The sequence below is a fragment of the Paenibacillus sp. Z6-24 genome (assembly GCF_054161335.1).
Window position 1 is genome coordinate 1,688,570 of sequence record NZ_CP096398.1, and the last position, 20,518, is coordinate 1,709,087.

Below are 20,518 nucleotides of genomic sequence, written 5' to 3' on the forward strand. Positions count from 1 at the left end.
GTTTTAAAGCCTCTCTTTCTAACGGTTCCGACTTCTAGCCGAATTATAGCACAGGATCTGCCTAATATTTCATGAAGATTATATGTGTCTCCGATGTTAACTGCTTAGATAATCCGGCAAACGGGTAAAAATAAACAAGTCAAACCAGTAATTATTCCTGCATCAGACTTTTATCATACTACAATTTATATTGCACAACATCCAGAATGGATCGTTTATACATGAGTAGTTTTACCAATAAATAATACAGGGAAAAGGAGGGACTACCATGAACAAAAGCTATGAAGTGGAATACTGCAATCTGGAACTTCGCTTTGAACGCCGTGATATTCAGAATCTGATCCGTGATTTGATCAAAGAGGGATATTCACTGTACTGGCGTGAAACGGAAGATTCTTTTATCGTATCGATTCGGACCGATGATCACATGACCAAGCTGCGGTTCCAGCAGACACAGGAAGGCTACAAGCTGATCGGTGACTACCGTATCCACGATGCACGGCTGGCGGAGTGGATGGAAAAGCTGATCGGTGATACCAAAGGGCATGCGATTGTGAAGCGGTTCCGGGATCAGCAGATCCTGGTGGAGAATATCCTTTTTGGTGAAGTGATACGGATGGTGGAGATTTCCGGATTCGAACAGCGTATTCTGTATCAAAAGGAATCCACGCCAACCCGCGAATCGCTGAACGCGCTCTACATGTCGACCGAAGGCGAGCAGCGTATTGAATCGACCGAGCGCAGGATCGATGAAGCGCTGGACCGCTTGAATGAAGCGATCAAAGCAGGCGATGCAGAGCAGATAGCAGAATGCAAAAAAGTGTTGGAAAATCTGCGTTTTGAGCTTGTATGTTTGGAAAAGTAAAGTTAAAGGCGTGATATGCATGTGATTCGTAAAAATAGTTTGAATTTTACGTAAAAAATTCAACATTTTTATGAACTTTCATGGGATCACGCCTTTAGACTTTCTTTATAACCATAAAACATGTAAAATGTTGAATTGACTCAACTGAGAATATACAGATTAGTGAATAAAAAATATTGTAGTAAAGGATGGAGAACCAGAAATGTCCAAACAACAAATTGGTGTAGTTGGTCTTGCCGTTATGGGTAAGAACTTGGCTCTTAACATCGAAAGCAAAGGGTTCAGCGTATCCGTATTTAACCGCTCCCCGCAAAAAACGCATGACTTGATGGAAGAAGCCAAAGGCAAAAATATGGTTGGTACGTTCTCAATCGAGGAATTTGTCCAGTCTCTGGAAGTTCCACGCAAAATTCTGATCATGGTTCAGGCGGGCCCTGCTACAGACGCTACCATTGAACAGCTGGTTCCACATCTGGATCAAGGCGATATTATTATTGATGGCGGTAACGCCCATTTCCCTGATACACAACGCCGCAGCAAAGAGCTTGAAGAAAAAGGCTTCCGCTTTATCGGAGCCGGCGTATCCGGCGGTGAAGAAGGCGCACTGAAAGGTCCAGCAATTATGCCGGGCGGACAGGAAAGTGCCTACAAGCTGGTAGAACCGATTCTTACAAGCATCTCTGCACATGTAAACGGCGACCCTTGCTGTACATATATCGGACCGGACGGTGCGGGCCACTATGTAAAAATGGTCCACAACGGTATCGAGTACGGCGACATGCAGCTGATCGGCGAAGCGTATAACCTGCTCACTTCTGTGCTGGGTGCAGATACCAAAGAACTGCACTCCATCTTTGATGAGTGGAACAAAGGCGAGCTGGACAGCTATCTGATCGAAATCACAACCGATATCTTTACCAAATACGATGAAGAAACCGGCAAACCGATGGTTGATGTCATTCTCGATGCTGCCGGCCAAAAAGGCACAGGTAAATGGACCAGCCAGAGCGCCCTGGATCTTGGAGTACCATTGTCCATGATTACCGAATCCGTATTCGCACGCTTCCTGTCCGCTATCAAGGAAGAGCGCGTAGCCGCAAGCAAAATCCTGAGCGGACCGAAGACCGAAGCATTCTCCGGTGACAAAGCGGAATTCATCGAAGCGATCCGCAAAGCACTGTACGCTTCCAAAATCGTATCCTACGCTCAAGGTTTCGCCCAAATGCGTGCGGCATCTGATGAGTACGGCTGGGATCTGAAATACGGCAACATCGCGATGATCTTCCGCGGCGGCTGCATTATCCGTTCCCGCTTCCTGCAAAACATCAAGGACGCTTACGACAAAGACGGCGGACTCAAAAACCTGCTGCTCGACGACTACTTCAAAAACATCGTCGAAAACTACCAGGACGCATGGCGTGAAGTCGTAGCAACAGCTGTAAAATACGGTATCCCGGTTCCTGGCTTCTCCAGCGCACTGGCTTACTTCGACAGCTACCGCACCGAACGTCTGCCAGCCAACCTGCTGCAAGCACAACGCGATTACTTCGGCGCTCACACCTTCAAACGTGTGGACAAAGAAGGAACATTCCACTACGAGTGGATGAAAGAACAATAATCCATTCCAAAGCCCCGTATCTCCAATTAAGAGATGTCCGGTAATAAGTAAATAAGCAGTACCTCAGCTTTTAATTACAATTCAGCTGTACCCCAAAACCTCTCTTTCTGCGACCATAGAAAGAGAGGTTTTTTCTATTCCCATTACCCCGCCCTTTGGAGGAGGGACTTGATATTTGCAGATCGCACGAAGCGGAGGCCGCTGGCATTTTCCTTCCCGCAGCGGTCCCCACGATCCAAAGCGATCCATCCCTCATCCCACTCTAAACCATTGTCTAAACTTTCCCCCATATGGTATGATGTGTGGAATAAAACACATGCTGAAAGAGGTGTAGCAATTGCATCAGGAAAGTGAAATTCAGCATTCCAATATTATTCTGGTTGGCATGATGGGTACAGGCAAGACGACTGTCGGTACATTGCTGGCTGGCATGCTGGACTATCCGCTGGTCGATATGGATACATTGATTGCAGAGCGGGAAGGGATATCCGTGCAGGAGATTTTCCGCACTAGGGGCGAGCCTTATTTCCGTGATCTGGAGAGTCAGGTACTGGAAGAAGTGCTGAGTCGAAAAGGGCAAATTATCTCCACAGGTGGCGGCTGCGTGCTGCGTGCCGGTAACTGCTCGATCATGCTGGAAAAAGGTCTGGTCGTTGCACTGACAGCGGATGCGGATCATATTGTGAACCGGGTATCCGGAGACAACAATCGTCCATTGCTGGCAGGAGATACACGGCAGCGGGTCCAATCCATCATGGAAGAACGCAAGGATGTGTATCGATTTGCACATGTTACGGTGGATACTTCGCTGCTCACACCGGAGGAAGTAGCTTCTCATATTTTAGCACGTTACCGCGTTCAAGCTTTTTAGATTTTGGGCGAGAAAGAAAAGAAAAACCAGAGTGAGGATGTACAAGCCACTCTGGTTGATTAAATTATTTCTGTCCTGGCAGGTTGATGGAGGAAACCCGGCAGGGCGATAGAGGGAAAAGGGAGGATTATTCGCTGTCTACCCAGTCAATCATGCCGCCCGACATGTTGATGCAATTGGTGTAACCAAACTGCTGTAAATATTCACGTACACGTTCGCTGCGGTAACCACTGCGGCAGATCAGGATTGTCTCGGCAGACGGATCGATCTCTCCCATACGATCAGGGATCTGGCCCATCGGGATATGGCGTGCGCCTTCGATCATGCCCTGAGCGACTTCTTCGTCTTCGCGTACATCGATGAGCTGCAGCTGCTCGCCTGCAGCCAGACGTTTCCGCAGTTCATCGGTAGTAATCTGTGTATGTTGAGTCATGATTCTCGACCTCTATTCTTTAAATTTTAACGATGTCTTCATCATACCGAAGCACCGATATGACTGTCAATTAAGTATACAGGGCTGCAAGCAGGCAAAAAATCGGTCAGCAACGAATGGAATGCTGTCTGTTCGAACTAACTATATGATTATTGAGGAGAATGGAAAATGGATGTAATTGTAACCCCTACCCCAATTTTAAAAGGAGAGATTGGAGCATTATCTTCCAAAAACTATACAACACGCTATCTGCTTGTTGCTGCTCTGGCAGAAGGAACAAGTACAATTCATTTCCCGGCACACAGTGAAGACAGTGATGCAATGCGCCGCTGTATCCGTGATCTGGGCGCTGTACTGGAAGAAGATGAAGAGAAGATTGTTATCACCGGTTTTGGCAGCAACCCAAAGGATATCAAGGAGCTGAATGTAGGCAACGCCGGAGCGGTACTGCGTTTTCTGATGGCAATTGCAGCACTCTGCCCGGAAGTTACTTTTGTAAATACCTACCCGGATTCGCTCGGCAAACGGCCGCATGATGATCTGATTGAATCGCTCGATCAGCTGGGTGTACAGGTTGAACATAAGAATGGACGCCTGCCGATCACTATTCGCGGCGGACAGCCAAAAGGCGGCAAAATAACGGTGTCCGGCAGTGTCAGCTCCCAGTATTTGAGCGCTTTACTGTTCCTGACACCACTGCTGGAGGAAGACAGCGAGATTACAGTGCTGCATGATCTGAAATCCAAAGTGGTCGTTGGACAGACACTGGAAGTGCTGTCCCAGGCAGGCATCGTGATCGAAGCGAGCGAAGACCTGATGCATTATCGCGTACCTGGTCGTCAGCAGTACAAAGCCCAGGAATACACTGTACAGGGAGACTATCCCGGTTCGGCAGCGGTGCTGGCCGCTGCAGCTGTCACCCAATCCGATGTGACCATTCATCGTCTGCCGGTAGAGAGCAAGCAGGGAGAGAAAGCGGTCGTGGATGTACTGCAGATGATGCAGGTGCCGCTGACTCACGAGAATGATATTGTGCATGTGCAGGGCAATGGCAAGCTGAAGGCTGTTGAATTTGACGGGGATGCCGCTACCGATGCCGTACTGGCGATGGTGGCTGCTGCCGTATTTGCCGAAGGTACATCCCGCTTTTATAATGTGGAAAATCTGCGGTACAAGGAATGTGACCGGATTACCGATTATCTGAACGAACTGCGCAAAGCTGGAGCCAACGTGGAAGAACGCCAGGCCGAGATCATCGTTCACGGTCGTCCGGAAGGTGTCGAAGGCGGCGTGACCATTGATGCGCACTATGATCACCGGGTGATTATGGCGCTGTCCATCGTCGGACTGCGTGCCAAGGCACCGATTCGTATTCAGGATGCCCATCATGTGGCCAAATCCTATCCGCAGTACTTTGATCATATCCAGGCGCTTGGTGCCAAGGTAGAATGGGTATAGAGTCTAATAGTTCATTGTCATAAAGGAGGCGGACAGGATGGCTTTTGAGAATCCTTCCAGGGAAGAAATCAAGAAAATACTTGAAGATGTAGGTACAATCGCGGTGGTAGGGCTGTCGGACAAGCCCGATCGTACTTCCTATATGGTCGCCGGAGCGATGCAAAGCCGCGGCTACCGCATTATCCCGGTCAATCCGATGGCTGCCGGTCAGCAGATCCTCGGCGAGACCTGCTACGCCAGTCTGCGGGATATTCCGGAGCCGGTCGATATGGTCAATGTGTTCCGGCGCAGTGAATTCTGCGCAGAGGTGGCGCGTGAAGCGGCAGAAGTTCATGCCCGTACGCTCTGGCTGCAGCTGGGTGTATTCAGTGATGAAGCGGCAGAGATTGCGCGTCGGCACGATATGAATATCATCATGGACCGCTGTATCAAAGTTGAAGAAGCCATTTTACGCCCGGTGAGAAGCTAGGGCAAGACGTCTGAATAGTGAAAGAAATATGTACATTTCCAGTTTTCTCCCACTATCGGAATGTTCAACTTCAACGCAGGATCTGTCTCGGCTATTTCTTTCTCGGCTTAATGCAGGATGCCGGGATAGAGCTACCTTCATGCGTCGTATAAATTTGGAAGTGCACCCTTTAAAATGAACATTGGAACCTGCTTCAGGTCATCCAATGCGCATTTTGGGGTGCATTTTACATGAGAGGGTTTAAAAAAATGGATACCGATCCTCTGTCGTTAATCCATCATACATACAGGCCGTTCGCCGGGCTGTACATCTGCGTGAAAAACAGTAGAAATCGGCCGATTATCCACTCTTTTCAGAGTATGGATTAGCGTATGCAAATTAAGGTGCATAAAAAGTGGAAACTGCTTTGACAAATGCAAATCAACAGCGTACCATCAGGTATAGGAAGGGGGAAGACGCGTTGAACTGGCTAGGTTCCCTGCAGCAGTTCGGAAGGGCAATTATGCTGCCAACGATGGTACTTCCGGCTGCGGCCATACTGCTCAGTGTTGGCGGATTACCCTGGGATGCATGGGGCGCACCTGTGATCTCGGAAGTCGCAACTATAGCAGGACAGAGTATCTTTCATTATCTACCTTTCATCTTTGCAATAGGCGTGGCGCTGGGGCTTGCCAATCAGGAAGGTCCTGCCGGTCTGGCTGCATTTGCCGGTATGGCGTTATACGACTATGTCACTAGATATTTCAGCAGTGAATTAATTCAGCCTTCCACATTAATCGGCATTATCATGGGTGTGATCGCCGGAGCGGCCTACAGGCGGTTCAAAAATGTGCGGCTTCCTGAAGCGATCCAGTTTTTTGGCGGATCGCGTTTTGTTCTTTTATTTATGGGATTATTCTCATCCTTGTTTGCCTGTCTGATGCTGTGGATGGCTCCGCTGCTTCAAAATGTGTTAAACGGGCTAACCTGGGTGTTATCTACGATGGGTGGTCTGGGGCTGTTTTTGTATGGGGCATTGTACCGCGTACTATCGGCATTTGGACTGCATCATCTGCTTAATAATATCGTTTGGTTTCAGATTGGCTCGTATGAAGCGCATGGCGATATCGTGCAGGGTGACCTGCCGCGCTTTTTCAGTGGTGATCCGACTGCAGGCATCTATATGGCGGGATTGTATCCGGTAATGATGTTTGCGCTGCCGGCTGCGGCACTGGCGATTATTCATGAAGCGAGAGAGGATCTCAAACCGAAAGTCCGTAAAACCTTTATGCGGGCAGCTCTTGTCTGCTTTTTGACAGGGGTGTCCGAACAGATTGAGTTTGCGTTTTTGTTCGCTTCACCGGGACTGTTTATAATTCATATTTTCCTGTCCGGGCTGGCGATGTGGATTACGTATGCGCTGGATATCCATCATGGATTTTCCTATTCTGCCGGCGTGATCGATTACGTACTGAACTATCATCTGTCCACGAATGCCTGGCTGCTCATACCGATTGGTATCGTGTATGCGCTGGTCTACTATGCCATTTTCCGGTTCGCTATACGAAGGTTTCGAATTCCAACGCCCGGGCGCGAAGAAGCATCCACGCTCGGCGACTGGGTCGGTAATATTCCTTATCAAGCGCCGCTTATTTTGCAGGCGCTTGGCGGCAAGGACAATATCGTACAGGTTGAGGCCTGTATTACCCGGTTGCGTCTCACGGTGGTGAATGACCGTCTGCTCGATAACAGAGCCCTCAAGGAACTCGGTTCGGCCGGTCTGATCAAGCTGGGCGGAGGCAATGTACAGATTGTGTTCGGTACGTATTCGGAGCTGATCCGTGAGGAAATACGCAAGCTGATGGAGCACGATCTGTCTCATGTGAAGTTCTGTGCTCCGGTACAGGGCAAAATGATTCCGCTGGCGGAAGTGCCGGATCAGATTTTCGCCGGCAAGCTGGTGGGCGAAGGTGTAGCCTTTATCCCGGAGAGCGGCGAGTTGGTTGCGCCGGTAGCCGGTACGATTATTCATATGTATCCGACCATGCACGCGCTTGGCATACGAACGGTAGAAGGGGTGGAAATTCTGCTTCATATCGGAATAGATACATCTCAGCAAAAGGGATGTTTTGAAGCTCATGTAGCTGCCGGAGATGTAATAGAACCCGGCCAGCTGTTAATCAAGTTTGATCTCGATACCTTGCAAAAAAACGCACCGTCTCTTGCGACGCCTATGGTAATTACCAACCCTGACCGCGTAAGATCCTGGAGCTATGCTCCATTTAAACAAGTGAAAAAAGGACAGGGAACAGTAATGTCGGTCGTATTGCATGACAAGAACGGTGGGGAGGAAAAAGCATGATTCAAGGAATTGCGGCTGCTGCAGGAGTAGCCATTGGAAAAGCATTTGTACTGCCGACCTGGGAGTGGGATGTACCGGACCAGAAGCTGGATACCGTCGACCTGACCCAGGAGTTTGAACGTTTATATGAAGGAATACGTACATCCAAGCATGAGATCGAATCGATGAAAAATGAGTTTGAGGAAATTGCGGGTCCGGAAGAATCCAGCATTTTTGATGCCCACATCGCAATTCTGGAAGACCCCGAGTTTATGAATGAAATCCGGGGCCTGATCGAACGCCAGTACAAAGCGGCAGAAGTAGCGGTACAGGAAGCGACAGACCATTTTGTCACGATGTTCGATCTGCTGGATGATGAATATATGAAAGAACGTGCTGCCGATATCAAGGATGTGGGCAATCGTCTGCTCAAGCATTTGCTTGGTGCACCGGAAGTTACGCTGCCGACCGATACACAGCCCTACATCCTGGTAGCCAAAGAACTGCCGCCTTCCCAGCTCGTGCATCTGAATCCGCAGCATGTGCTTGGAATCGTTACGATGATGGGCGGCAAAACATCACACTCGGCGATCATGGCGCGCGCGCTGGGCATTCCGCTCGTATCGGGCCTTGAGAATGAGCTGGAATCATTGATCCAGACGGGTGAAATGCTTGTCGTAGACGGTGACCATGGACGGGTGTATGTTGAGCCCGATACCGCGATTGTAGAGTCCTATCAGCGTCTGCGTAACGAACAGCAGCAGCGCAAGCGTCAGCTGGAGCTGCTCACTTCGGTTCATCCAGTGACAACAGATGGCGTCAAGATGCGTCTATCTGCCAATATCAGCTCGATCAAGGAGCTGGATATCGCCTTGAAAAATGGAGCCGAAGGAGTTGGTCTGTTCCGTACCGAATTCATGTATATGGACCGCAAATCGCTGCCCGAAGAGCAGGAGCAGTTTGATATTTACCGGTTGGTTGCCGAGAAATGCAAAGACGAGTCCGTGGTTATCCGTACACTCGATATCGGCGGCGACAAGGAGCTGGATTATTTTGAACTGCCGGAGGAAGAGAATCCGTTCCTCGGGTACCGGGCGATCCGGATCTGTCTGGATCATCAGGATATGTTCAAAACCCAGCTGCGTGCTATTTTGCGTGCAAGCGCCTATGGCACAGTCAAAATCATGTATCCGATGATTTCTTCACTGGAAGAGCTGCGCCGGGCGAATGAAGTGCTCGAGCAGGCCAAGCAGGAGCTGGATCAGCGCGGGATGGACTATGATTCGGATATCGAAGTCGGGATTATGATCGAGGTACCGGCAGCTGTAGCCATCGCCGATTTGCTGGCGGATGAATGCGACTTTTTCAGTATTGGCAGTAATGATCTGGTACAGTATGTACTTGCAGTAGATCGGATGAATGAGCATATTGCTCATATGTATAATCCGTATCATCCGGCGGTACTGCGGATGCTGCGCGCGACGGTAGAGGCCGCACGTGCCGGCGGCATTCCGGTAAGCATCTGTGGGGAAATGGCAGGAGACGAGCGTTCCCTGCCGTTCTGGATGCATCTCGGGGTAAGACAGCTGAGCATGTCTCCACAATCGCTGCTGCGGATCAAGCAGTCTATTTTACACACCTCATCTACAGAATCTGCACGGGAAGCCGCGCACTGGATGAAGCTCAAGACTGCTGGCGAGATCGAGCAGGGAATGAGCAGCTATAATGCTGCACTGCATGAGGCAATAGCTGCGGATGAGCAGCTGCTATGCTCTCCTATATCGTGAAAGAACCGATATAACCTATAAATCATAAATAAAATAACCAGTAAGCCAAACAGCCGCTTCCCGATTCAATGGGAGCGGCTGCTTATTTTGTATACATGTGCCTAGTTGCCTAAAAGGAATGTATCAGGTGGATTCGCAATACCGTATATTCACAGATCATACATCGACACATCCCATATCCAAACATCATACTCGTTTAGAGCCCTCCTGTTTAGAAAGACTGTGAGTCCTCAACTATGAAAAATGCAGTGCACACAGGCTGCCGGCGGTAATGTTATTATTCACCCGCGAGTGCATCGCAGAATGCTTTGCCGTAAGGGGGCAGATCCGGCGGGCGGCGTGCCGAGATAATATGTCCGTCGACTACAACGGCTTCATCTTTCCAGATGGCGCCTGCATTTTCCATATCGTCACGAATACCTGGGGTGGAGGTGACCGTTACTCCCTCGAGAATCTTGGCCGAAATCAGTACCCAGCCTGCATGGCAGATCTGACCGATCGGCTTGCGGGCTTCGTTCATTTCCCGCACCAGTTCGAGTACTTTTGGATAGCGGCGCAGCTTGTCCGGCGCCCAGCCTCCCGGAACGAGAATGCCATCATAATCAGCGCTGTTCAGTTCGTCGAAGCTGTACTCTGCTTCGGCAGGTACGCCATATTTACCGATATATTTTTTGCCTTTTACCGCACCGGCCAAATGCACTTCGGCACCTTCCTCGCGTACACGGTATACAGGAACCCACAGTTCCAGATCTTCAAATTCCTCGTCAACCAGAGCAATTACCTTTTTGCCTGCTAATCTCATTATGAACTTCCTTTCTTTACCAATCTGTAGTGGAGTGTAAATAGAATCATGATCCAGCCTGATAGCCTGTCGCTATGGGCTATATTGTAACAAAATAACAAAATGCAATCAAAATTATAGTTCTATTCTTGTTTCACAGTCCTAATGTTAAGGATAATTAGATATAATTGCATGTAAATGTATACTCTATGAAATCAAAATGAGAACGTTCATGAAAGTGACTTTCAAGCGTAGAAGCTGAAAAAAGCGGTAACAATGACAAAAAAATAGATTTTCCGGCCGTTTTTTGGTAAGATACTTATGATAGTTAATCATGAAAACGTTCTTACATTCTGGATAGCAAAAAAGGGGATGTGTGGATAATGGCAAATGTAAATCAATTGACAACGATCGACCAATTACAGGAAGCTCTCGACCACACTGCACAGAGACCACTTCTTGTGTTTAAACATAGTACCCGTTGTCCGATTAGTGCAGGCGCATATAGTGAATTCCAATCTTACCTTGGTGGTAGTCCCAGCGAAGAGGTGGATTACGGATTGATTTACGTCGTGGAGAATCGTGATGTTTCGAGCGCAGCAGCCGAGAAGCTGGACCTCAAACATGAATCCCCACAGGTAATACTGATTAAAAACGGAGAACCGGTATGGAATACATCGCACTCCAGCATTACCTCAAGCGCGTTACGTGAAGCACTATCCTAAGCATCATGTCCTGTGATTGCATACCATAGTGTTTTATCGTATCATGAACGTAATTGAAAAATTAAGAAAAATGTTGAAAACGTAACGAAAATTTATTGGTAATGGAGAGAAGGCACGTGACAGTAACTATTTACGATGTAGCACGCGAAGCTGGCGTATCCATGGCTACCGTATCCCGGGTAGTGAACAATAATCCCAACGTCAAACCGCAGACCCGTAAAAAGGTCTATGAAGCGATTGAACGTCTGGGTTACCGCCCGAATGCCGTAGCACGTGGATTGGCAAGCAAGAAGACAACAACCGTAGGTGTTGTTATCCCGGATATTTCAAATTCAATCTTTGCAGAAATCGCTCGTGGTATCGAGGATATCGCAAACATGTACCATTATAATATTATCCTCTGTAATGCCGACAAGAAAAAAGAAAAAGAAATTCGCGTCGTCAATACACTACTGGAGAAGCAGGTGGATGGCCTGTTGTTCATGGGCGGAACAGTCACTGAAGATCATCTGCAGGCGTTCCAAACTGCAGCAGTACCGATCGTACTGTGTGCAACACGCGATGAAGCAGGTATCATTCCTTCGGTTGACATCGATCATGAACAGGCTGCATTTGATGCGGTGAATACCCTGATCCGTCACGGACACCGTGATATTGCGATGATCAGTGGTACGTTGCAGGATCCGGCCAATGGATATGCTCGTTTTCAGGGATATAAAAAAGCACTGGAAGCAGCCGATATCGAATACAAGGAAGACTGGGTGCGCATCGGTAACTACCGTTACGAATCCGGCGTTGAAGCGATGAAGTACTTTATCGGGCTCAAGAAACGTCCGACAGCGATTTTCGCAGCAACCGATGAGATGGCTATTGGTGCTATTCACAGTATTCAGGATGAAGGACTCAAAGTACCGGATGATTTCTCCGTTATTTCCGTCGACAATATCCGTATGGCTTCCATGGTGCGTCCGCAGCTGACAACAGTTGCGCAGCCAATGTATGATCTGGGTGCAGTAGCCATGCGTTTATTGACCAAGCTGATGAAAAAGGAAAACGTAGACAATCCCCGCGTCATCCTGCCGCATGAGACCATTCTGCGTCTGTCTGTGAACCAGCGTTAATTGGGGATAATTTATTTCGATAAAAATAAATAAAACCTCCTGTTCTCTATGAGCAGGAGGCTTTTGCATATGAAGGTAGTTGCTGCAATTCAATAGGTACCCCATTAATGAGGCGGTGGTAGCAGTAATGGTGAGCAGTAACTAAAGTTTGATTCGCTAATAAAAAAGCGCATGCTCCCGAAATCAGATGATTTCCAGGTCATGCGCTTTTGGGTGTGTTCTACTCTCTATAAGCTACTGCAGAGGTGGGTTTGGAAGACTGATTGCCGTTCACGGCCACCACATAGAAGAATCCTCTGATGGCTGATCCGGTATTGTACTGATATACCGGATCTTTGACATCGCCAACCAGACTATAGGGACCACCAATTGAGTGGCTAAAGTAAACTTTATAGCCGGTCGTTGTCTTGGATGGAGCTCTCCAGGTCAGGTTCGCAATGCCGGAGCCGCCTGACTTCACGCTAAGTGAGGAAGGAGTATCCGGCGCTCCTGTGTCGCTTTGTTCATCCTGCTCTTCCGGCTCTTCATCGGCAGAGCCGCCCCCCAGTTCGCTTCCCTCCATCGGCTGATCGTCCGGAACAACTTCTTCCGGTTCAGGCACAGGGCTGTAACTTACTGCGCCGCTGGCTGACGATTCATGACCACCGACATCTACCGCAGTTACATAGAAAGAGGAAGCTCCATTACCCGGTACACTGGAGCTAAAGTAGTTGCTGCCCAGATGGATCGATTTTTGATACTGATACGATCCGCCACCGATTGAACGGTAGAGACGATAACCGACCACATCCGAAGAGCTACTGGAATTAAAGGTAATGCTGGCACTACCGCCGCTGATAGAGATGCGTACATTACTCGGCGCTGCCGGTGCACTGCCATCGTCTCTGCGTGGATCAATAGCGGTGGGTGCATCTGCCCCTGCATCTTCCGGCAGATAATGACTCAGTGAATAGCGGGCACCCGATGAGCTGGACAGTGCACGCTGCAGATCTTTGATCAATTGTGAAATAGGCATTTCACGCTTGACGACAGTACGCTGGTTGACCATATCATCCGGTGTGCTATCCTGCGGAATATAGTTTACGCCATTATAGGTAATATACTTGGCGTACGATACTCCATCATCAAAGTCTTTCGGTACAAACTTGGCATTGAACATATCCGTAACGAGCTTGCCGGACCGACGGGTAGCACTGGTCGGCAGCTTGCCGCTGTAACCGGAGACAGTCTGAGTGACAATCCCATCCGGTTTGGTAAAGGACTCTGTCTTGAACAATTCCGGATCACTGTCCGTTACCCGGTTCATAATGGTTGCCCAAAGTGCACGAGCACGCTTCTTCCCATCTTCGGACAGTGTATTTACCGGCTCACGATAACCGGCCCATACGCCAAGCGTCACATCTGGCGTAAAGCCCATAAACCATACATCCGCATAGTTCTGGGTAGAGCCCGTTTTACCCGCAATTGGAATCTTGCCGTATTTGTTAAACAGCGTCTGCAGAGAACGTCCCGTACCATCGGAACCCGAGATAACCGTACGCAGCATATCGGTCATCAGATAGGCTGTCTGCTTGGAGTAGACACGTTTGGGTTCCGGTTTGTGCTGATAAACTACATTGCCATATGGATCCACAATTTTGCTGATCATATAGGCATCATTGAATACTCCCTGGTTGGGAATCGAGCCATAGGCATTGGTCAGTTCTTCCACGGTGACTCCGTATTTCAGACCGCCGAGTACTCCGGTCTGTGCGGAATAATCATCCTGGGTAATCGTTGTAATGCCGAGTTTCTTGGCAAATGTCCAGGCTTTGGCAATACCGACCTTCTGGTTGAACACTTTGAGTGCAGGCAGGTTCAGCGACTCATTCAGCGCTGTACGTGCTGTCACCAGACCCTGATAGCGTCCATTGGCATTACCGGGGATATGATAACCCTTACTGCCATTTTCCATAATCAGCGGAGCATCATCCAGAATACTCGCCGGCTGAACGACTCCGGAATCAAGTGCCGGCAGATAGGCTGCGATCGGCTTCATCGTCGAACCTGGCTGGCGGGTCATCTGGGTCGCATAGTTCATCTGCTCTTCCTGGAAGCTGCGGCCTTCGATCATGCCGAGGATCGCGCCGGTCTTGTGATTGATCATCATCGCGGCGGTCTGTTCCCGGCCTTTGCTGCTGCTGTCCGGTGAGAAGTTACTGCTGTCTTCGGCAATTTCATGCATAGTGTTGTAGACGGTTTTGTTGATTGTCGTGTACACCCGATAGCCACCGGTAAGCAATTTTTGCCGTGATTCTTCCAGCAGTTCATTATATTCCTGGGAAGAGAGCGAGGATTTGTCCAGATCCGGGTTGTTCAGTTTCAATAGAACTTGTGCACCCTGCCGCTCCGTTTCCATCATCAGATAGGGATAGGTGGAGTACGCTTTGGCTGTCGGCTTGGCGAGTGCACCCTTGATATCAAAGGCCAGCGCTTCACGGTATTCACTATCTGTAATTTTGCCGAGATCTTTCATACGCTTCAGGACCAGCTGTTGACGTTCTACAGCACGATTGAATCCCTCTTCATTAAAGCTGCCTCCGCTGTTAAAAGCAGAGTATGCACTTGGAAGCTGCGGCAGACCCGCCATATAAGCGGATTGGGCGATATTGACTTCACTCAGATCATTGATGCCGAATATACCCTTAGCGGCAGCTTTGATTCCAAAAATATTGTATCCGCTGGAGCCTTTACCAAAAGGCATTTTATTCAGATACGCTGTTAAAATTTCATCCTTGGTCAAGAAACGTTCGATGCGCATGGATAACAGCATTTCTTTAATTTTACGGTCATTGGTCTTATCCGCACTCAGAAATACCCGTCTCGCCAATTGCTGGGTGAGTGTACTGCCGCCAGTCTGAACCGATTCATTGAGTACTTTCTGTTTGACTGCGCGAAGGGTACCGTTCATATCGACACCCATATGCTCATAAAACCGGTTGTCTTCTATGGATATAATAGCATTGATAACAGATTGCGGAATCTGCTTAAAAGTAACGAGTCTCCGATCTTCTTCGGTCCTGAGCTGACCGATTGGAGAAGCATCGCTAAAATAGGCAAAGCCGGTTACCGCATTTTCATCAATCGACTTTACAATCTCTGCACGCGAACGTACGGGTTCATCTTTTACAATGGAAGAGACGTAGCCCAGCAAAATACCACCAGCGAACAGGCAGAAGGTAAAGCCTGCAATTAATATCCACTTGATGGTTGTCCAGATCCTGCGGCCTCGAGAATGAGTACCGGTGGAATGGTCAGTTTTTTTTGTTGGACGATTGTCCTTCTTTTCAGCCATGATTCTTCCCCCTTTTACCAGCCACTATTATAGCACAAAACAGGTGGGTACAATCAGTTTCTTACGACCGATAAGCAGGATTAGGCATAAAGTCTGAACCAATAGCGTTGACTTGCTTGTATGAGTGTGATATAAACGTAATATCCTGACAGCCAAACGATTTATTCGGTCGGAGATATGTACTTGCCATGACAGAGCAGCTGTATAAGGCAACCCTGTACAGACATATTGCAGATTGATTATCTGCGTATTCACGCAAATGAATAACTGACAATTGTATATAGCAAAGGCTGAGAAAGACATCCAGTAGAAGTGAAGAATATCCTGAATCAGAGAGCCGGTGGTTGGTGCGAACCGGAGAGGACTTCCTTTGAATTACAGGTCTGGAGCCGTCCGGTGAAAGATGCATACACGCCCCGAGGGGCGGATATAGCAGATGGAAGCCAGGACCGGAATGAAATATTCCGTTATGAATAATGAAGTGAGAATCCGTATTGGCTTCATTCATGATCGGTACTGCTGTAAGAGCAGCCGGTTGCTGAATGTAGATTGCCTGGATTCTAATTAGGGTGGTAACGCGAGGCCTGCTCGTCCCTTTATAGGGATGGACAGGTCTTTTTTGCGTTCATATATATCGCAAGCCTGCTCATCCCGTCAGGAACAGACAAACCATATCGAAATAAATGTATTGAAGGAGCGATTGTAATGACAAAATGGGAAGAACTATCCACAGATCAGCAAAATGAAGTAGAACGTCAGCTAAGCGTCATTCGCCGGGGAGTGACCGAGATTGTACCGGAGGACGAGCTGCGTCGCAAAATTATCAAATCCATTACAACAGGCAAGCCATTGACGGTCAAACTGGGGCTGGATCCGTCTGCACCGGATATTCACATCGGTCATACGGTTGTCCTGCAAAAGCTGCGTCAGTTCCAGGAACTTGGTCATGTGATACAGCTCATTATCGGTGACTTTACCGGACGAATCGGCGATCCTACCGGCAAATCCGAAGCGCGCAAACAGCTGACAGAGGAACAGGTCAAGCATAATGCCGAGACCTACCAGAAACAGATTAGTAAAATTCTGGATCCTGCCCAGACCAAAGTGTACTTTAACTCCGAGTGGCTGAGCCCGATGGACTTTGCCGAGGTGGTCAATCTGGCTGCGAAAGTAACCGTAGCACGCATGATGGAACGTGATGACTTTACAAAACGTTTCCAGAATGGACAGCCAATCAGTGTTCATGAATTCTTCTACCCCCTGATGCAAGGTATGGATTCGGTAGCTCTGGAGAGCGACATTGAGCTTGGAGGTACGGATCAGAAGTTCAACCTGCTGATGGGACGCACACTGCAAAAGGAATACGGCAAAGAGCAGCAGGTAGCGATCATGCTGCCGCTGATCGAAGGTCTCGACGGCGTGCAGAAGATGAGCAAGAGTCTCGGCAACTACATCGGTATCGATGAACAGCCGAACGAAATCTACGGTAAAGCTATGAGCATTCCGGATGAACTGATGGTAAAATACTACGAGCTGACGACCGACATATCCAATGAAGATCTGGACCAGCTGCGCAAAGGTCTGGAAGACGGCAGCGTGCATCCGCGCGATGCCAAAATGAATCTGGCGTACACCTATGTCCGCATGTACCACAACACAGAAGCCGCTGAAGCCGCGAAAAATCATTTCATTACTGTATTCCAGCAGCGCGCATTGCCGGATGATATCCAGGAAGTGACGCTGGAGCCGGCTCAGCTCACCGATGGCAGCATTAGTCTAATCGATCTGATCAGCCATTTGGGCTTTGCTTCTTCGAAGAGCGAAGCACGCCGGAGTGTACAGCAGGGAGCGGTCAAGATCAACGAGCAAAAAATCGATGATGTCAATGCCATGGTTACACCGGCAGATGGAGATATCATCCAGGTTGGCAAACGCAAATTTGCCAAGCTGAAAACCAACTAATCGAAGTATTCTTTATTAGCGGATCTTACTTTATAAGTAGGGGCAAATGACCCTTCTGGCACATTCCCTTTTCACTGGATTACAGATGAAAAGGGAATGTGCTTTTATATATAGAATCATAAATATGGTAATGTAATCCTCCTTAATAGACACATCCTTAATACAAACATTGCATTGACAATAATTGTATGAATATAGTTCTAAAGTTATATAAGATATGAGCCGATATATATAGATTGTGGGGATCATTTGAATACATAATAGAGGAGACAGGATTATTGTGAGACGTTTACAATTTAAAAGTATCCAGGCGCGCACTTTGGCAACCTTACTGCCGATTGTGTTGATCGTGCTGGTGCTTATTAGTATGCTTTCTTATCAGTTCGCCAAGCAAAAGCTCAATGAAGAAATGAACAATACGGCGACAAGCAGCCTGAATGGGGTGACTGCCAGCATCAATGAGCAGATTACCAACAATTCTACCGTGGCTTCCTCGCTGGCAGCTGCAGCCGGGCAAATTCATGAAGAGATGAATATGGAAGATTATGCCCAACTGACCGAACGCTGGACGATGCTCAGTTCAATGACCTATGGCAGCGGAATTTATTTTGCAGCGGATGCATTTGATGATGGGGTAAAATACCATTCTGTCTATGCAGCACGCAAGGGAGACAATATTTCGGCGACATTTGAGTATGATGATCCGGCCTACGATTATTTGAGCAAGCCGTGGTATACCGGTGCACTGGGTAATTTTGACCGGATTTATTATACCGAGCCTTTTATCGATGAGAAGACCGGGACGACCATGATTACAGCGGGCAAGACGATCCGCAGTGCTACCGGACAGGCATTGGGAGTGGCAACATCAGATCTAAATATCAACAGCATTCGTGATTACGTGAATAATATGGATATTGGTGCAGTCGGTCATGCCCTGCTGCTTGACCATAATGGAAATGTGCTGGCCAGCAGTGAGAAGGAAATCAAGGCAGGCACTTCATTTATCGGAGCAGAAGGAGTAAATAAAGCGGCTCTGGCTGCAGTCATGTCTCAAAACAAAGGCAAAACCTCTATTCAACTGAATGGACAGAGCTATACTTTATATTTCCAGACACTCGAAGGAACTGGTTGGAAGACCGGAATGGTATTGTCCCAGACCGAGATTCAGGAACCTGCTCGCGAAATGCTGCATACCTTGCTGATTATTGGGGGTATCAGCCTGATTGTACTGGCAGGAGCTATCCTATGGAACAATCTCGGCATGATTCGTGAAATTCGTAAAATGATGAATGTGAGTCGTAAAATGGCCGCAGGTGATTATTCCGAACGTCTCGAAGTAAGCCGCCGCGATGAATTTGGTCAGATGGCTGTGGAATTCAATCATATTCTCGAAGCCACCGGCACGGTAATCCAGCGGCTGGATGAACAGTCTACATTGATCCAGACAACTGCAGGCTGTATGGTAGAGGATGCCAGACAGACTACTATAAATGCGCGGCATAATGTAGATGAGTTGGTTGATATGGAACAGGGATCACTGACACAGCTGCAGGCGACCGATGAGAGTACAAGAGCCATGGAAGAAATGGCTGCAGGTGTACAGCGAATTGCCGAATCGGTACAGGAAGTGGCCAGCGCCGCTCAGCAAATGGAACAAAAAACCGGAGAAGGCAATCAGCAGCTGCATAAAGTGGTCAAGCAGATGGATTCCGCCAAGCTGGTCATGGATGAAGCCGGTAAAATGGCAGGTTCCCTGAATGAACGTGCCCAGCAGATCAGCGGTATTATTGATGTCATTCAGGGCATTAACAAGCAGACGACCCTGCTCGCACTCAATGCTTCGATCGAAGCGGCACGTGCAGGAGAAGCCGGCCGCGGATTCGGTGTGGTTGCGTCCGAGATCAGCAATCTGGCGACCAGTGTAGGAGACTCCACCAAAATGATCACTGCCCAGATCGTGGCGATGCAGGAAGAAACCGCTGCTGTACTAATGGGAATGGAAAGTGGGGCCGTACGGGTCACCCGTGGACTCACTTCGCTGGAAGATACACGCCGCATGTTCGATTCGATCAAAAGCGATGTGGAGCAGATGTCTGCAGAGATTCAGGAAGTATCCTCCGCCTCGGAAGAAATGTCGGCAGGTGCGCAGCAGATTACAGCTTCACTCGAAAATCTGGCGGATATCGCTCAAAATACATCATCCAAAGCAAGCCAGGCCCATGAACGTTCTGCCGAGCAGCTGACCGCACTTGATCGTTTGGAAACTTCAGCCCGGTCTCTTCATACGGTCACGGATACGCTAAATGAGCTGATCGCCCAGTTCCAGACGGAACCGTTAGAAAAGGCCGCTCATGAATCCGAAACTGCAGTACCCATGGATGACGAAGTTGAACATGAACAGAACATCAAGAAAGATGGAGAAATGGCCAAATCGAATACATCTGAAGAGGATAAGGAGGCAGCAATTGATCACAATGATAAAGCCAAATCTGCTTCGTCCGAGTCCCGGTCTGCCTGATTTGAAGATAAATAGTTAATGTACTATATACGTAGGGAATAGAATATGATTCTATTCCCTTTTTGTTATATTTATAAATAACCTGAAATAATAAAACTCATCCGATTTCATTTAGGCTTCACATAACAAAAGTCTAACACATTTATTGTTTAGTGGCGGTCTTTTATCTGAAAGATAATACTGCATATTTTATCACTCTATTGATTTGCTCTATACATTTTATCCAAAAATGACGATATAAAGTGTTATATAG

The 20,518-nt window shown here is 48.2% G+C and carries 14 protein-coding genes; 11 read left to right on the forward strand and 3 right to left on the reverse strand.

What is annotated here, in order from left to right:
* The first annotated feature begins 268 nt into the window (after positions 1-268).
* From M1D61_RS07395 to M1D61_RS07405, 3 genes are all read left to right on the forward strand, one after another.
* Positions 269-865: a hypothetical protein gene (locus tag M1D61_RS07395; protein WP_458121783.1), complete on the forward strand. Its 597-nt coding sequence runs from the start codon at positions 269-271 to the stop codon at positions 863-865.
* A 202-nt stretch (positions 866-1,067) separates the two neighbouring features.
* Positions 1,068-2,483 (forward strand): NADP-dependent phosphogluconate dehydrogenase, encoded by a 1,416-nt coding sequence (gene gndA / locus M1D61_RS07400; protein WP_458121784.1) that lies wholly within the window; start codon positions 1,068-1,070, stop codon positions 2,481-2,483.
* A gap of 337 nt (positions 2,484-2,820) precedes the next feature.
* Positions 2,821-3,354, forward strand: a complete 534-nt coding sequence (locus tag M1D61_RS07405; RefSeq protein ID WP_458121785.1) for a shikimate kinase — start codon at positions 2,821-2,823, stop codon at positions 3,352-3,354.
* Positions 3,355-3,481: 127 nt separating this feature from the next.
* Here the strand turns inward: M1D61_RS07405 and M1D61_RS07410 are convergent, their stop codons facing one another.
* Positions 3,482-3,787, reverse strand: coding sequence for a rhodanese-like domain-containing protein (locus M1D61_RS07410; protein WP_458121786.1), 306 nt, complete (start codon positions 3,785-3,787; stop codon positions 3,482-3,484).
* 168 nt (positions 3,788-3,955) lie between these two features.
* Between M1D61_RS07410 and aroA the strand changes: the two genes are divergently transcribed.
* The 4 genes from aroA to ptsP all read left to right on the forward strand — a co-directional run bounded on the left by aroA (position 3,956) and on the right by ptsP (position 9,821).
* On the forward strand, positions 3,956-5,245 hold the full coding sequence (aroA, locus tag M1D61_RS07415; protein ID WP_458121787.1) for a 3-phosphoshikimate 1-carboxyvinyltransferase: 1,290 nt from the start codon (positions 3,956-3,958) through the stop codon (positions 5,243-5,245).
* Between the two features lie 37 nt (positions 5,246-5,282).
* Positions 5,283-5,714, forward strand: a complete 432-nt coding sequence (locus M1D61_RS07420) for a CoA-binding protein (protein WP_458121788.1) — start codon at positions 5,283-5,285, stop codon at positions 5,712-5,714.
* A 460-nt stretch (positions 5,715-6,174) separates the two neighbouring features.
* The gene (locus M1D61_RS07425) at positions 6,175-8,055 is read left to right on the forward strand and encodes a glucose PTS transporter subunit IIA (protein ID WP_458121789.1); all 1,881 of its coding nucleotides are present in this window, start codon (positions 6,175-6,177) and stop codon (positions 8,053-8,055) included.
* Positions 8,052-9,821 (forward strand): phosphoenolpyruvate--protein phosphotransferase, encoded by a 1,770-nt coding sequence (gene ptsP, locus M1D61_RS07430; RefSeq protein WP_458121790.1) that lies wholly within the window; start codon positions 8,052-8,054, stop codon positions 9,819-9,821. Before M1D61_RS07425 ends, ptsP begins: the two co-directional genes overlap by 4 nt.
* A gap of 277 nt (positions 9,822-10,098) precedes the next feature.
* Here ptsP and M1D61_RS07435 read toward each other — a convergent pair whose 3' ends face one another.
* Positions 10,099-10,626: a type 1 glutamine amidotransferase domain-containing protein gene (locus M1D61_RS07435; protein WP_458122434.1), complete on the reverse strand. Its 528-nt coding sequence runs from the start codon at positions 10,624-10,626 to the stop codon at positions 10,099-10,101.
* 359 nt (positions 10,627-10,985) lie between these two features.
* On the opposite strand from M1D61_RS07435, the gene ytxJ reads away from it, so the two are divergent.
* Positions 10,986-11,327 carry a bacillithiol system redox-active protein YtxJ gene (ytxJ, locus tag M1D61_RS07440; protein WP_458121791.1) on the forward strand — a complete coding sequence of 114 codons (342 nt, stop codon included), beginning with the start codon at positions 10,986-10,988 and terminating at the stop codon, positions 11,325-11,327.
* 116 nt (positions 11,328-11,443) lie between these two features.
* Positions 11,444-12,448, forward strand: coding sequence for a catabolite control protein A (gene ccpA / locus M1D61_RS07445; protein ID WP_458121792.1), 1,005 nt, complete (start codon positions 11,444-11,446; stop codon positions 12,446-12,448).
* Positions 12,449-12,668: 220 nt separating this feature from the next.
* Here the strand turns inward: ccpA and M1D61_RS07450 are convergent, their stop codons facing one another.
* Positions 12,669-15,782: a transglycosylase domain-containing protein gene (locus tag M1D61_RS07450; protein ID WP_458121793.1), complete on the reverse strand. Its 3,114-nt coding sequence runs from the start codon at positions 15,780-15,782 to the stop codon at positions 12,669-12,671.
* 705 nt (positions 15,783-16,487) lie between these two features.
* Here M1D61_RS07450 and tyrS point away from each other — a divergent pair.
* Positions 16,488-17,744, forward strand: a complete 1,257-nt coding sequence (gene tyrS, locus M1D61_RS07455) for a tyrosine--tRNA ligase (RefSeq protein ID WP_458121794.1) — start codon at positions 16,488-16,490, stop codon at positions 17,742-17,744.
* A 280-nt stretch (positions 17,745-18,024) separates the two neighbouring features.
* The gene (locus M1D61_RS07460) at positions 18,025-20,265 is read left to right on the forward strand and encodes a methyl-accepting chemotaxis protein (protein WP_458121795.1); all 2,241 of its coding nucleotides are present in this window, start codon (positions 18,025-18,027) and stop codon (positions 20,263-20,265) included.
* The last annotated feature ends 253 nt before the right edge of the window (positions 20,266-20,518 follow it).

Excerpts from the sequence above, each read along its gene's own strand:
- M1D61_RS07395 (WP_458121783.1), top strand. The coding sequence starts at position 269 with ATGAACAAAAGCTATGAAGTGGAATACTGCAATCTGGAACTTCGCTTT.
- gndA (WP_458121784.1), top strand. The coding sequence starts at position 1,068 with ATGTCCAAACAACAAATTGGTGTAGTTGGTCTTGCCGTTATGGGTAAG.
- M1D61_RS07410 (WP_458121786.1), bottom strand. The coding sequence starts at position 3,787 with ATGACTCAACATACACAGATTACTACCGATGAACTGCGGAAACGTCTG.
- aroA (WP_458121787.1), top strand. The coding sequence starts at position 3,956 with ATGGATGTAATTGTAACCCCTACCCCAATTTTAAAAGGAGAGATTGGA.
- M1D61_RS07420 (WP_458121788.1), top strand. The coding sequence starts at position 5,283 with ATGGCTTTTGAGAATCCTTCCAGGGAAGAAATCAAGAAAATACTTGAA.
- ptsP (WP_458121790.1), top strand. The coding sequence starts at position 8,052 with ATGATTCAAGGAATTGCGGCTGCTGCAGGAGTAGCCATTGGAAAAGCA.
- ytxJ (WP_458121791.1), top strand. The coding sequence starts at position 10,986 with ATGGCAAATGTAAATCAATTGACAACGATCGACCAATTACAGGAAGCT.
- M1D61_RS07450 (WP_458121793.1), bottom strand. The coding sequence starts at position 15,782 with ATGGCTGAAAAGAAGGACAATCGTCCAACAAAAAAAACTGACCATTCC.
- tyrS (WP_458121794.1), top strand. The coding sequence starts at position 16,488 with ATGACAAAATGGGAAGAACTATCCACAGATCAGCAAAATGAAGTAGAA.